The organism is Variovorax sp. 679 (assembly GCF_003952185.1).
Taxonomy (GTDB): Bacteria; Pseudomonadota; Gammaproteobacteria; order Burkholderiales; family Burkholderiaceae_C; genus Variovorax.
The window spans coordinates 330462-343301 of the sequence record NZ_RXFS01000004.1 but is presented as its reverse complement, the minus strand read 5'-3'; the positions used below and the strand labels follow the sequence as shown (position 1 = coordinate 343301).

The following is a 12840-nucleotide window of genomic DNA, read 5'->3' as shown; positions in this document are numbered from 1 at the left end:
TGGCGCGAACCGCCCAACGCCGCTGCCCCAGGGGCTATTCGGTTTGGTATAGCGTCGTCACGCTCGCGAAGTCGCGGCCGTTCTGCTCCACGCTCACCTGGAAGGGCACGCTCTCGCCCGGCGCGATGGCCGGCAGGTTCTCCACCAGCTTGAAGCCCGTGAGCTGCCCGTTGCGGTCGCGCAGGCTCACCCACAGCCGCACCTTGCCGACGATGCCCGTGCCGGGGTTCTTCACGCTGCCGCTGACCTCGACGTACTTGTAGGCGAAGCGCTGGCTGAAGTTGAGCAGCACGCTGCCCGTCGCGGCCTTGGTGCCCGTCACCTTCACCTCCAGCGGCTTGCGCGGGCCGGGCAGCGCCGCACGGCGCATCGGCTTCCACTCGATGCGGGTGTCGGTGAAGCGCTCCATGTCCTGCGGCTCCAGGAAGATCGGGAAGCGCTCGCCGGGATAGAGATACGCCAGCCCCGCGATGGTGGTCGTGCCATGCGCCTTGCTGCCGCTGAAGCGCGAGATCACGCCGCCCGGCGCGAGCACAACGGCGTCGGTGCTGCGGTTGACGAGCTCGCCCAGGAACAGCCGCTGCTGGATGTTGTTGCGCCCGTCCACCAGCGGCAGCAGCTCGAGCAGCTTGTCGTCGAAGCGCTCGCTGTCGTCGGCCAGCAGGTCGTCGGTGCCCAGGCGCAGCTCGGGGTTGAAGGTCTCCGGGCCGCCCGCCGTGCGGATCACGCGATCGCCGCCGGTCAACACCGGCGTGCGCGCGCCCGATGCGTCGACCGTGCTGTAGCCGACGCGGTAGTCCCACGCCGCGATGGCCGCGGCGCGGCCGAAGCGCGAGATGCTCACGTCCACCGACGTGCGCGCGCCCGGCTTGATCTCGTTGGCCTGCCCGTAGCCGTGGCCGAAGCCGATCACCTGCCCCGCGTCGTCGTACAGCGTCGCCAGCACCTCGAAGCCGCCGAGCACGGCGGCGTCCTTGCGGTCGTTGACGATGCGGCCCACCAGCCGCACACGGTCGCCCTGCTGCACGAGCCGCACGCGCGACAAGGCCATGCGCAGCCCTTTCACCGCGCTGTAGGGCTCGGCCAGCTTCTGCACGCGCAGCTCCTGCCGCGTGACGTTCTTGCCGCTGGGCATGTCGATCAGCGCGGGCGCGCTCTCGCCGGGCTCCAGCACGGACACCGGCAGCATCTCGCTGCGCTCGTCGAGCTTGTTCTCGCCATCGAAGTACACGGCGCGGATGCCCGCGCGCGACAGCGGCTTGCCGGTTTCATTGCGCGCCACCACCAGCAGCTTGGGGCTGGCCGAACTGCCGCTGCCCACGAGCACCTGGCGCGGCTCGTCGAGCTTGAGGCCGTCGACGGGAATCGTGCGGTCGACCGCGGCCACGACACGCTGCGAGCCGGACGCACCGCGCGTGTCGGCATTGCGGCTGCCGAGGAATACGCCCACCACGCTGAAGAGCACCACCGCGACGGCCACCCCGATGCCGACCTTGCGCATCATGAGCGCCTGCTTGCGCGCCTCCTCGGCCGCGAGCCGGCGGCCGGCTTCGTTCTTCACCTGGTCGAGCACGCGCTCCAGCCGGTCGGATACGTTGTCTTCCACCAGCGTGACGGAGCCGCAGTGCTCGCAGGTGTATTCGTTGAGGCCGGTGCGCTTGAGCACGCTGCTGCCGCATTCGCCGCACTTGAGTGTCTGGAGATCGATGGTCATGTCTGAAATGCTGCTCCCGTGTTCTTCTTTTGCCGCGGCCCGCTGAAGGCCGAAAGTGTTCGCGCGATGATCGGCACCGCGAGGCCCGCGCGAGCCCATGCTATCGATGCCACGTGTCGTCTCCGTTCAGGAAGAGCGGCAGGCCGCGAGCAACGCGGCGCGAAGCGCATCCACGTCACCGGGCGCGATTTCGCGTACGCCGTGCAGCCCACCGAGGCCGCATGCCGCCGACGCTACCACCGGCACGCCGGCCGCCACTGCGCGCAGCACCGCACGCGGCGAATGCTCGATGTGCGCGGGCAGCGCCACGACGTCGGCGCCGGCCAGCCAGTCGCCCTGCCAGTTCATGTGTTCGACGTGCCCGATGCCCTGCCAGAGCCGCGCATCGTCCGAAGCCGATCCCAGCACGCGCAGCCTGCACGGCCAACCCTGCAGCGCGGCTGCGAGTTCGCGTGCGCCCTTGCGCGCCAATGCGCTGGCGGCGAACACGACGAGTGGAAGCTCCTGGCGTTCGACGTTGGCACGATGAATGGCTCTCGCATCCGGCAGCGCCCAGTCAAGTCGCCTCGACGCCGCTTGCGGCGCCAGTGCCGCGAGTTGCCGGACGACTTCGGCATGCGGCGTGACCACGACCGACGCGCGCGCAAGCGCCTGCGACTCGGCCCGCACCAGCGACGGTTCGGCCCGGAAGTCGCGCAAGGTGGCGTCGCCGGGCCAGCGCTGTGAAGCTTCGTCGAGCCGCTTTTCGATGTCGGTCATCGGCAGCGCGCCGGCCAGCACGATGATGCGGCGGCCGTCGAGCGCGCCGATGCGCTGCAGGTGCGGCAGCAACGACTGCTCGACCACCAGCTGCGTGTGCTCCGGTTTCAGCCTCGCAGCGAAGGCCTGCGCGAGCCAGCGCTGGCCGTCGATCAGGCTGGCCTGACGCCGTCCCGGCTGCCGCGCCCACAGCCGCTGCCACAGCGCGCGGCGCAGGCTCGCGGCCCATGGCTCCCGCGCGGGCGCGACACCCTCTGCCACCGGTTCGCGATGCCAGCCCGTCGCGGGGCGGCGCCAGAACGCCAGCCGCAACGGCACCGGCTGCATGCGCTGCGCGCCCGGATGTTCCTCGCGCAGGAAGCGCGCGAACTCCGGCGTCCAGCCATCGAGCAATGCAGCGGTGAGCCCCTCGGGTCCGACGTCGACCTGCGGACGATGGCGGAAGCACGCGGTCTGGTCGCAGCTGAGGCAGCCGCGCGCCACGGGCAATGCAGCGCCCGCGTCCTCGCTTGCGCGGTGCATCGTGACGGGCACGAAAGGCGCAACCGGCGCGTCCCGCCCCCGGATGCGCAACACCAGCTCCGTGCCGGTCAGCTCCACTTCGAGCCGCCATGCCTGCCTGGCGCGCACCTTGAGATCGACGTAGTTCCAGAACACCGTCGCGTCGACGGCATCGCCAACCAGCTCGCCCGCCTGCTCGATGCGCGCCGTGTGCCCGTGCCGCTCCACCAGTTCGAAGCCCGCGCGCACCGCCGCGGTGGCGAGCGCATTCGACAGCTGGCACAGCCCGCCGGCCAGCGTCGGCACCACGCAGCCGCCGCGCAGTTCGCGGCCCTGCACGAAGCCGCGCCACGAGGCCGGCCTGCCCAGCTGGCGCCAGAAGCTCAGTACCTCGCCGGCCGGTACCTCGACGGCGTCGAAGGCACGGCGTGCCACGCGAAGGTTGTGCACCTTGCCGGCCACGAGCGGGAATTCGTCCGCGCGGCCGTCGGTCCACAAGGGTGCGCGGTATTGCGCGAGCACCGGCGCGTCGGCCAGTGCGTCGCTGGCAGCAGGCCATCGGCGGGCCGAAGGCCGCAGGGTCTCGCGCAGCGCATGGGCCGCGGCCAGCAGCCGCGAACGCAGCCAGAAGTCGATCGCGTCGATGCGGCGCGGCGGCTGCCAGGCCTGCACGCTCACGCGGAGGGGCCTCGCTTGCGCCATTGGCCGAGGTCGGCTTCGATGCGCTCGTTGATGTTGCCGCTCCAGTGCGCGCCGAAGCCGGCCGCGCGCAGCAGTTCGACGATGCGATGGCCCACCGCCGCGGTGTTGGCCTCGCGCTGCTCGATCTCGGGGATCATGCCGCCGCTGAAGGCAAGGTGCAGGCGGCCGGTGCGCACCGCCGTGTCGAGGTCCTGCGCGTGATAGAAGCAGCAGCCGCGGATGCCCGACTCGGCCCGGCCGGCGGCGCGCCACTGCTCGCGCACGTCGTCGTGGCCATCGGCGAGGGTGTTGCCCGCACGGTGCAGCGCAATGATCTTCTCGCTGCGCAGTTGCGCGAACACGGCTTCGAGCCGGTCGTATTCAGTCTGCGCAGGCCAGCCGGCCTCGGCCGCGCGCCTGGCGGCGCAGGCGCTCGCCGCCTCGGCCTTGACCCAGGCGCGGTCTTCGCTGGTGATTTCGTCAGGGTCGAGGTACTCGTCGGTGATCATCCACTCGACATCGGCGTCGGGATAAAAGCCGCTCCATACCAGGTCGTGGATGCGTCCGCGCGTGTCTTCTGGGTCGAGAGTAAGGGCCATGCGTGTTGGGCTGCCGCTTCGGCGGCAACGGGTCATGCTTTCTTTTTTCCTGGCGGAAGCGTGTTCGTATTTTTACCCGAGCGCACCACGATGGCGCAGTAGTGCGAAAGCATGATGTCCAGCGGCATCCCTTCCGTACCGCACCATCATGAAGGATGCGCAATGGCAAGGCAATGCGCCTTATGGCGAAGCCGGCTCTGCCACTTGGCCGGGGCTGCACCACCCGGGGCCGCCGGGCTGCTGGCTATGCTCGGCGGCTCTTCATGCCGCATCGACACCATCCAGACATCGCCCCTTCGTCGGCCGGCGAACGCCTGCCCACCTCGTGGACTTCGGCCATGCCGCAGGCCACGGAACGGGTGTCGAGGTCGGCCGCCGACCGCATCGCCTGGCTGGTCGCGCTGGCGGTGCTGGTGTTCATGGCGGTCTTCGGCTTCCAGGCAATGCGCTGGTCGCTGGCCGGCGGCTGGCAATGGCTCTGGATGCTGGTGGGGGTGCCTTTCTTCGGCGTCTTCTCGGTGCTGTCGGTGCTGGCCGTCGTCACGAGGCTGCGCGAACGCCGCCGGGTGCGGGTCGCGCTGGAGAACATGTCGCTGGAGCGCGGGGAAGGCTTTCGCATCGGCGAGCCCTTCGAGCTGCGCCTGCACGCGACGGTGCCGGCTGCGCAAGAAAGCGAACGCACCGTGGCGCCTGAGCGCATCGCAGTGCGGCTGGTGCGGCGCTGCGTCCTCGATGCGGCTGACGGTACGCGCTCGCTGGCCGGGGAGTGCTGCGATGAAACGATCGCGTCGCGCGAGGATGCGCGTGCCGGAAGAGTCGTCTATGCCTGCGAACTTCGCGCGCAATCCGGGCGCGGTGATCAAACCGCGCAATGGTCCGTCGAGCTGCGCGAAGCGGCCGGCGGCAGCGGCGAGCCCCTGCTCGTCGCCGCGCTGCGGCTGCTGCCCCCGCGCTGATGCCGGCAAAAAAGCCGGGCCATGGCCCGGCTTTCTTTCAACCCCGCAGGGAATTACAGCGGCAGTGCGTCGCCATGAGCGGCAGCGCGGGCTGCGGCGCGGTCCACCGAGCTGGCCACGATGGGGGCCACGCCCGAGGAAGCACCTTCGGCATACGGGTCACCGCTGCGGGCGGCGGCCACGGCTTCGGCGCGAACGGCGGAGCGGCTGGCGGTCGAGACGATCACCTTGGCCGGGCCGGCATTGGCACCGGTGGCGTAGGGGTTGGCGCTATGGGCGGCAACCACGGCCTGGCCGGCGACGTCGGCGCGGCTGGCGGCCGAGGTCAGCTGGTGCACGCCTTCATAGGTTTCGGCGTGGGCACCGCCGGCAACGGCCAGCAGGGCGAGGGAAACGGCGGAGAGGAGCTTCGAGGCGGTCATTTGGATGTGTCCTTCAATTGGTTCGGTTCTTGTTTCTTGGTCTGGATCAGCTGAAGGGCTGGTCCATGGGAAGAATTGTGCGCCGTTATCTAAGTAAAAACCCTTAGACAATGGAACCGCGGTGTTCACACCATGGAAACAATCAACCGCCAAGAAAGCAGATCACCGCCTGCCGTAGAGTCCCCCGCATGAGCGAACCGGCCCCTGCCCCTTCACCCCCCTTGGCCCCTTGGGGCAGCCCCGACGCCGTGTTCGACAGGCTGGCGGGCGAATGGACCCTGCAGCGGAACATCGAGGGCCAGGCCAGCATGAGCGGCGTCGCCACGTTCACGCCGCTGGAAACCGGAATGCTCAAGTACCGCGAGGAGGGCCGGATCCGCCTGACCGACGGCAAGGAATTCGACGGGCACCGCGAATACCTCTTCGAGCGTGCGCCCGGCGGCTTCCTGGTGCATTTCGCCGAGACGCCGCCGCGCCTGTTCCACGCCATCGCCATCGTTCGCGATGGCGACGCGCTCGCCGGCTCGGCCACGCACCTGTGCACGCCCGACACCTACGACAGCAGCTACCGCTTCCTGCCCGACGGGTCATTCACGATCCGCCACACGGTGCACGGCCCGCGCAAGGACTACCTCTCGGCCACCGTCTTCAGCCGGCGCGCCGGGTAGCCGGAAAGCTCAGTCGCGGTCGAGCCGCCAACCGGGCATGCCGCGCATCACGGTCTGCACCAGCATCGCGCAGATGCCGCACTTGATGAGGTCGCCGGGAATGAATACCAGCATGGCCAGCGCGGCCTGCGACAGCGACATGTGCGCGATCAGCGAGAGCCCGACGATGCCGAAGGCGTAGACCACGCCGATCCCGCCCACCACCGACGACAGGAAGGCCGCCACCAGCAGCCCCGTGCCCGTGGCCTCGCCCATGCGGCGCACAGCGAGGCGCATCAGCAAGCCGCAGGCGAAGGCACCGAACATCCAGCCGAACAGGAAGCCCCCGGCCGGTGCCACGAACACGCTCAAGCCGCCACGGCCGCCCGGCAGCAGCGGCAGGCCCAGCGCCACCGCGAGCAGGAACAGCGCGATGGCCAGGAAGCCGCGGCGCGGCCCCAGCAGGCAGCCCGCGAGCATCACGCCCAGCGACTGCAGCGTGATCGGCACGCCGAACGGCAGGTCGATCTTCGGGATCAGGCCGAACACCGCCATCAGCGCCGCGAACAGCGCGATGTACGAGAGCGAACGGGAGGAAGTGAGGGAGCCTGAAGTGGTGGTCATGGCAGTCGCAATCGAGAAAAGACGGAAAGAAGGATCAGCGCCCGAGCCGCGCGGCCAGCGCGTCCGCCACGCGCTCCGCCGTCTGCAGCGTGCGGATGGTCAGCGGCGCCAGCAGCCGCAGGCCGCCACCGTGGCCGGAGCGCGCGCGGTAGGCATCGTCGAGGCGCTGCCACTGCACATAGAAATTTTCGGCGAAGCGCAGCATCAGGCCAAGGCCCAGCGCGATCCGCTCGGTCGGGACGCCGAAGCGCTGCAGCGGATGCAGCACCGCCTCGAGCACCGCCAGCAGGTCTTCGAAGCGGGTGGTCAGCGTGAGCATCAGCGCGAGCGTGGCTGCGCTGGCGAGGCGCAGCGCACTGGCCACGCCGAGCGGTGTCGTGCCCATCGCCCAATGGAAGCCGACGATCAGCCCACCGGCAACGGCCACGCCAACCAGCATGCGCACGCGGCGCCACGCAGGCGCCCCGAGCGAGACGAAGATCAGCATCACCGCCGCGCAGGCGATGGCCAGATGCACAGGCCGCTCGACCAGCACCAGCAGCGTGCCGCACACCGACAACACCGCGAGCTTGATCCATGCCGCGATCGCATGCATCCACGTCGGCTGCTCCGAATAAAGGCTACGCATGACGGCGCGCCCGTTCCGCCTCGGCGCGCTCCCGCACGTTCTCGGCATAGGCCTCGCACACCTCGCGGCCCGGTCCATCGCCGCGCACCTTGCCCCGTTCGAGCCACAGCACGCGCTCGAAGTCGTAGACGTGTTCGAGCAAATGCGTGGACACGAGGATCTGGTGATCGCTCGCCTCCAGTTGCGCGGCCAGCCGGGCCTGGCTCAGGAGGTCGAGGCTGGCGAATGGCTCGTCGAGCAGCAGCGTGGCGGGCTCGCTGATCTGCAGGGCCAGCAGGCATACCTGCTGGCGCTGGCCCTGGCTCAGCTCGCTCACCGCGCGCCCGGCCCAGGCTTCAAGCCCGCGCTGCGCAAGAAAATCGCGCGCCTGCTGCCGTGCCGCCTGTCGCGTTTCGCCGCGCGCGGTGAGGCTGAAGGCCAGCTCCTCGGCCACGGTCGGGAAGATGATCTGGTCGTCGGGGTTCTGGAACATCAGCCCCACGTGCCTCGACAGCTGCCTGCGGTCGGCCTGCGTGTCGCAGCCATGCACGACCACGCGCCCTTCCTGCGGCTGGTCGAGCCCACTGATGAGGCGGAACAGGCTGCTCTTGCCGGCGCCGTTGTCGCCGATCAGGCCGATGCGCATCTCCTGCAGGCCGAGCGTCAGCCCCTCGAAGACATGCTGGCTGCCGCGCACCAGCGTCACCGCCTCCAGGCGGATGCTGTGCGGGGAAGCTGTTTCGGACGGGGTCGGCTGCGGCAAGGGGCGCCCACTGTACCCGAAGCCGCTCCCGCGGCATGGGGCTCAGGGCGTGGCCGGAAAGAGCCCATTGAGTTCGCCGACCGACAGCATGCCCTCGCCCATCGTGCCGAAGCGGCCGTGCTCGAAGGCTTCGGTGGCGATGCGGGCCACGAGCCCCAGCGCCGACTGCAGCGGGCCGCAGCCCAGGCTGATGCGCCTCGCGCCGGCCCGCACAAGGCTTTCGGCCGGAGGAGCGCCGGCATAGCCCGCGTACACGTTCAAAGGCAGGCCCAGCACGCCGGACAGTCGCCCGATCTCTTCGGGGCTGGACATGCCCGGCACGAAGATGCCGTCCGCACCCGCCGCCGCGTAGAGCTTCGCGCGGCGCAGCGCCTCCTCGAAGCGGGCCGCCGGGTCGTCCCAGGGCACGAAGTACACATCGGTACGCGCGTTGATGAAGAAGCGCGCATCGAGCTTCCGGATGGCGGCGATGCGCTCGCACTGCACCTCGGGCGGCGCCAGCTCGCGCGTGCCCGGCCGCGTGCCGTCCTCGATGTTGATGCCGGCTACGCCCATGTCGATCAACGCCCCCGCCACATCGCACACCGCCTGCGTGCTGTCGCCGTAGCCGCTTTCGACGTCGACGCTCACCGGCACGCCCGCCACGCGGCTGATGCGCGCGCAGGCCGCAAGCAGTTCGCCGACGGGCAGGCGCTCGCCATCCGCGTAGCCGAGCGACCAGGCCATGCCCGCGCTGGTGGTACCGATGGCCGTGGCCCCGGCGCGCTCGACGATCCGGGCGCTGGCGGCGTCCCACGCATTCACCAGAACCAGCGGTTCAGGGCCGGCATGCAGCCGATGAAAGATGTCAGTCTTCTGTTGCGCGTCGCTGGATCGCATGGCCATTCGTTCCGAGGCAGTTGAGGATTGGCCACAGCCTAGGCGCGGCGCACCTCCGCGACTTGGAAAAAACTGCTATTTCACGCCGTACCGCCGCGCAGCCCGCAGCGCCGCCAGGCTCACCAGCACGCCGAAGCCCACGTAGAACGCCGGCGCGATCTTGCTGCCCGTGGCCGTGATGAGCCAGGCGCTGATGAAGGGCGCGAAGCCGCCGAAGATCGCCACGCCGAAGCTGTAGCTCACCGACAGCCCGGTGCCGCGCGTGGCCGCGGGGAACAGCTCCGACATCGCCGCCGAGATCGGCCCCCAGTAGGCCGAGGCCACCACGCCCATGGCCGTGAGCGCCAGCATCAGCGCCGGCACCGAGGGATGGTTCACCAGCAGGTAAAAAAGCGGCACGATCATCACCAGCATGACCAGCGCCGCAGCGCGCATCACCGGGATACGCCCCACGCGGTCCGACATGCTGCCGAACAGCGGCACCAGCGCGAACTGCAGCACGCCGAACCAGAAGGTGCCGGCGAAGGCCATCGACGGCGGCAGGCCCAGCTGGCGCACCGCGAAGGTGGGCATGAAGAGCCCCGTGTACGCGACGATGGTCGCGAGGATGATGAGCCCCATCGCCGCCAGCGTGCGCCCGCGCTGATCCACCAGCGTGGTGCGCACCGGCGTGGCCTCCTGCGCCGCGCGCTTGAACTCCACGCCTTCGTCGAGGTGACGGCGGATGTACAGGCCGGCCGGCCCGATCAGCAGCCCGAAGAAGAACGGAATGCGCCAGCCCCACGACAGCAGCTGCTCGGGCGTGAGCAGCGCGTTGAGCCCCATGCCGAAGCCCGCCGCCAGGAAGGTGGTGATGCCCTGGCTCGCGAACTGCCAGCTCGAGAAGAAGCCGCGCCGGCGCGGGTCCTGCTCGGCCAGCAGCGCAGTGGCGCTGCCGAACTCGCCGCCCGCCGCGAAGCCCTGCAGCAGCCGCGCGAGGATCACGAGCCCAGGCGCCCACAGCCCGATCTGCGCGAAGGTCGGCGACACCGCGATCAGCAGCGTGCCGCACAGCATGATCGCCATCGACAGCGTCAGTGCGTTCTTGCGTCCGCGCGCATCGGCATACGCGCCCAGCACCAGCGAGCCGACCGGGCGCATCACGAAGGTCACGCCGAAGGTGCCCAGCGTGATGAGCAGCGACACAGTGTCGTTCTCGGCGGGGAAGAACAGCTTGGAGATGGTCACGGCGAGAAAGCCGTAGATCACGATCTCGAACCACTCCAGCGCGTTGCCGATGGAGATGGCGGTAATGACCCGCAGCGTGCTCTGCCGGGTGGCTGGCCCGGCGGGTTCGGAAAGCTCGGCGGCGCGTGGGGCGAGTGTGCTCATGGTGCTTCGTGCTCCAGGGATGGTTGAACTGCAAGGTCCGCGCCCGTCTCGGGGCGGACGCCGAAGTGATGCAGTACGTTGCGCAGCACCCCTTCGAAACATGGATCGACGCCGAGCACCCAGCTCGCACCGACGGCACCGGCGTTGAACACGCGGCCGCCCTGCGGGCGCTCCCAATAGATCATCTCGGCCGAGAGCCCGTCGAGCGATTCGGTCACGTTCGAGAAGTAGTCGAGGTACGCATCGAGGCGCCCTGGCCGGTGCCGGCGACCCTGCGCGATCACCTGGATGCCGCGCTGCGGCTCGGGCAGGCTCTCGCCCGCGGGCAACACGTGCGTCATGCGGCGCAGCGTCGCCACGCTCAGGTCCCACTCGTGCCCGATGGCGCGCGGCAGGCCGCCGCCCGGCGCATGCCCGAAGGTCGCGCCCTCGGCCAGGCCCAGCGCGTGCGGCCGCGTGAACAGGAAGTGCCCGGGCTGCGTGGCGTGGTACACGCCGAAGTCGCTGCCGTCGGCAAAGGCCCAGCCCGCCGACTCCAGCCCGATGAGCTCGGCGCAGGAGCGCCCGGCCTGCCTGAACTGGCCGCCGCGCGCCCAGTCCTGCGAGTGGTACTGCTCGCCGTAGGGGCCGGCGGGCGGGCGCACCTTGGCGGCTTCCTCGCTGTCTTCGTCGTTCGGGCCGAGCACCTTGCGCTGCTCCATCACCGTGCAGTCTTCGTCGTAGCTCACGCGCAGGTACATGGTGTTGCCCGACAGCACGATGGCGGTGCCGCCGCCCGACAGGTAGTCGTCGAGCCCGTCGCAGGCCGGCAGCGACCAGTACTCGCTGTGGCCGTTGATGACCACCGTCCTGTAGGCCTTCAGCAGGCCCGGGTCGCGGTGCAGGTCGAGGTCGCTGACCACGTCGTAGTCGTAGCCGGCCCGGTCGAGCCACACATGCAGCCGGCGCTCCAGCCGGGTCCACTGGCTGAAGCCGGCGTCGGCCGGGTCGTACAGCGCGTTGGGGCTGGCGTTGGGCCAGGGCATGCGCAGGCCGACCTGGTAGGTGGGCTGGCCGCCGCGGTGGTAGGTGTAGCTGCAGAAGGCCGGCGCCTCGGGGTGGCTGTTCTCCAGGCCCGCCGAGCGGCGCGGCCACACCGGGTCGCTCGCGGCGTTCTTCGCGAAGGGCGTTGCCGCGTAGGCCAGCCAGCTGTTGGTGGCGCACAGCACCAGCACCGGCGCGGGCGCCTGGTGCGCGGCACGGCGCACGATGAAGGTGATGTCGTGCTCGACGGGCCGGCCGTCGAGCAGGAAGTGCACTCGGCCCACGTACACGCCAGACTTCGCGTTCGCCGGAACGCGGAAGGTGTGGCCCTCTGGCCAGCGGCAGTCGTAGAGGTCGTCGCTGGCCAGCCGCAGGCCGTGGCCGCGCGTCGGATCGGCCAGCGGGTCGTAGCCGTCGTCGGAAAACTCGTTCACGCGCGCCGGCTCGAAGGCCGGTCCGACGATCATCCAGGTGCCATGGTTGACGATGCGGCCGGTGCGCTGGTGGCCGCTGGCATCGGCCACCACATCGCCGCGCTCCTCGCGCAGCGGCCAGCAGGCGAGCACGGTGCGGCCGCGCGGCGTGTGCAAGCCGCGGTCCGCGAAACGGGCGCGCACCTCGTCGGCCTGCAGCGCGTGCGAATAGATCGCCGGCATGACGACGTCGCCCTCGAGAAATGCGTCCGCAAAGCCATCGATGCCGCTGGCGCCCAGGCGCAGCGGTGCGCGCCCCGGATGCAGGGAGCCGGTCCATCGACCACGCGCGACCGCCTCGCCATCGACCCACAGCACCGTCTCGCTGCCGTCCCAGGTGGCGACGATGTGATGCCAGCGCTTCGGCTTCAGCGCGCCGCCCGCAAGCTCGCCTTCCGGGCGGAAGGCACCGCCATCGCCCAGGTAGAACACCGCGCGACCTGCCTCGTCGACGAAGAGCCCGTAGCCGCAGACGGCGGGCAGGTCGAACTGCCCGATCACGCTCTGGCGCGTGCCCACGCTCCACACCTGCACCCAGCACTCCAGCGTGAGCGCACGCAGCGGCTGGTCGAGCCCGCGCTCGACGCGCACATAGGAGCCGGGGTGGATCGGATGCACGCGCGCAGGCGATGGCTCGAAGGCATGCAGCACCGTGTCTGCCGAACGGCCCTCGGTGTCGGGGCCGAGCCGGCACACCGAGAGCGCATAGGGCACGTCGCTGCTGATGTGGAAGCGCACCACCTCGCCGGCGGCCACGCTCTTGCGGTCGGTGTAGCCGTGCACGCCGGGAACGTGCAGGCTGCGATGGGGCGGCATCGGCA

Annotated in this window: 12 protein-coding genes; 2 read left to right on the top strand and 10 right to left on the bottom strand. The window is 70.2% G+C overall.

Going from position 1 to position 12840, the window contains the following annotated elements:
* Positions 1-34 precede the first annotated feature (34 nt).
* The 3 genes from EJO71_RS12010 to EJO71_RS12000 all read right to left on the bottom strand — a co-directional run bounded on the left by EJO71_RS12010 (position 35) and on the right by EJO71_RS12000 (position 4254).
* Positions 35-1714, bottom strand: coding sequence for an FxLYD domain-containing protein (locus EJO71_RS12010; RefSeq protein ID WP_125948936.1), 1680 nt, complete (start codon positions 1712-1714; stop codon positions 35-37).
* Between the two features lie 126 nt (positions 1715-1840).
* Positions 1841-3652, bottom strand: coding sequence for a VanW family protein (locus EJO71_RS12005; protein WP_240651371.1), 1812 nt, complete (start codon positions 3650-3652; stop codon positions 1841-1843).
* Complete coding sequence (locus EJO71_RS12000) at positions 3649-4254, bottom strand: hypothetical protein (RefSeq protein ID WP_125948934.1); 606 nt, start codon at positions 4252-4254, stop codon at positions 3649-3651. The genes EJO71_RS12005 and EJO71_RS12000 overlap by 4 nt, the downstream gene beginning before the upstream one ends.
* A 263-nt stretch (positions 4255-4517) precedes the next feature.
* Between EJO71_RS12000 and EJO71_RS11995 the strand changes: the two genes are divergently transcribed.
* Positions 4518-5210, top strand: coding sequence for a hypothetical protein (locus EJO71_RS11995; protein ID WP_240651370.1), 693 nt, complete (start codon positions 4518-4520; stop codon positions 5208-5210).
* Between the two features lie 53 nt (positions 5211-5263).
* Here EJO71_RS11995 and EJO71_RS11990 read toward each other — a convergent pair whose 3' ends face one another.
* Positions 5264-5632, bottom strand: coding sequence for a helicase SNF2 (locus EJO71_RS11990; RefSeq protein ID WP_125948933.1), 369 nt, complete (start codon positions 5630-5632; stop codon positions 5264-5266).
* A 188-nt stretch (positions 5633-5820) separates the two neighbouring features.
* Here EJO71_RS11990 and EJO71_RS11985 point away from each other — a divergent pair, with 188 nt between their 5' ends.
* Positions 5821-6300 carry a DUF6314 family protein gene (locus EJO71_RS11985; RefSeq protein WP_125948932.1) on the top strand — a complete coding sequence of 160 codons (480 nt, stop codon included), beginning with the start codon at positions 5821-5823 and terminating at the stop codon, positions 6298-6300.
* Positions 6301-6309: 9 nt separating this feature from the next.
* On the opposite strand, the gene EJO71_RS11980 is transcribed toward EJO71_RS11985, so the two are convergent.
* The 6 genes from EJO71_RS11980 to EJO71_RS11955 all read right to left on the bottom strand — a co-directional run bounded on the left by EJO71_RS11980 (position 6310) and on the right by EJO71_RS11955 (position 12835).
* Entirely contained in the window at positions 6310-6903 is a 594-nt protein-coding gene (locus EJO71_RS11980) for a biotin transporter BioY (RefSeq protein WP_125948931.1), read from the bottom strand.
* 34 nt (positions 6904-6937) lie between these two features.
* Entirely contained in the window at positions 6938-7531 is a 594-nt protein-coding gene (locus EJO71_RS11975) for an energy-coupling factor transporter transmembrane protein EcfT (RefSeq protein ID WP_125948930.1), read from the bottom strand.
* Positions 7524-8273, bottom strand: coding sequence for an ABC transporter ATP-binding protein (locus tag EJO71_RS11970; RefSeq protein ID WP_125948929.1), 750 nt, complete (start codon positions 8271-8273; stop codon positions 7524-7526). Before EJO71_RS11970 ends, EJO71_RS11975 begins: the two co-directional genes overlap by 8 nt.
* A 42-nt stretch (positions 8274-8315) precedes the next feature.
* A complete protein-coding gene (locus EJO71_RS11965; RefSeq protein WP_240651369.1) occupies positions 8316-9152 on the bottom strand; it encodes an isocitrate lyase/phosphoenolpyruvate mutase family protein in 837 nt (278 codons plus the stop codon).
* Between the two features lie 75 nt (positions 9153-9227).
* A complete protein-coding gene (locus tag EJO71_RS11960) occupies positions 9228-10523 on the bottom strand; it encodes an MFS transporter (protein ID WP_125948927.1) in 1296 nt (431 codons plus the stop codon).
* The gene (locus EJO71_RS11955; protein ID WP_240651368.1) at positions 10520-12835 is read right to left on the bottom strand and encodes a LamG domain-containing protein; all 2316 of its coding nucleotides are present in this window, start codon (positions 12833-12835) and stop codon (positions 10520-10522) included. Before EJO71_RS11955 ends, EJO71_RS11960 begins: the two co-directional genes overlap by 4 nt.
* Positions 12836-12840: the final 5 nt, after the last annotated feature.

Bases quoted from the DNA above. Each gene is read 5' to 3' on its own strand.
- EJO71_RS12010 (WP_125948936.1), bottom strand. From the start codon at position 1,714: ATGACCATCGATCTCCAGACACTCAAGTGCGGCGAATGCGGCAGCAGC.
- EJO71_RS12000 (WP_125948934.1), bottom strand. From the start codon at position 4,254: ATGGCCCTTACTCTCGACCCAGAAGACACGCGCGGACGCATCCACGAC.
- EJO71_RS11995 (WP_240651370.1), top strand. From the start codon at position 4,518: ATGCCGCATCGACACCATCCAGACATCGCCCCTTCGTCGGCCGGCGAA.
- EJO71_RS11990 (WP_125948933.1), bottom strand. From the start codon at position 5,632: ATGACCGCCTCGAAGCTCCTCTCCGCCGTTTCCCTCGCCCTGCTGGCC.
- EJO71_RS11985 (WP_125948932.1), top strand. From the start codon at position 5,821: ATGAGCGAACCGGCCCCTGCCCCTTCACCCCCCTTGGCCCCTTGGGGC.
- EJO71_RS11980 (WP_125948931.1), bottom strand. From the start codon at position 6,903: ATGACCACCACTTCAGGCTCCCTCACTTCCTCCCGTTCGCTCTCGTAC.
- EJO71_RS11975 (WP_125948930.1), bottom strand. From the start codon at position 7,531: ATGCGTAGCCTTTATTCGGAGCAGCCGACGTGGATGCATGCGATCGCG.
- EJO71_RS11965 (WP_240651369.1), bottom strand. From the start codon at position 9,152: ATGCGATCCAGCGACGCGCAACAGAAGACTGACATCTTTCATCGGCTG.
- EJO71_RS11960 (WP_125948927.1), bottom strand. From the start codon at position 10,523: ATGAGCACACTCGCCCCACGCGCCGCCGAGCTTTCCGAACCCGCCGGG.
- EJO71_RS11955 (WP_240651368.1), bottom strand. From the start codon at position 12,835: ATGCCGCCCCATCGCAGCCTGCACGTTCCCGGCGTGCACGGCTACACC.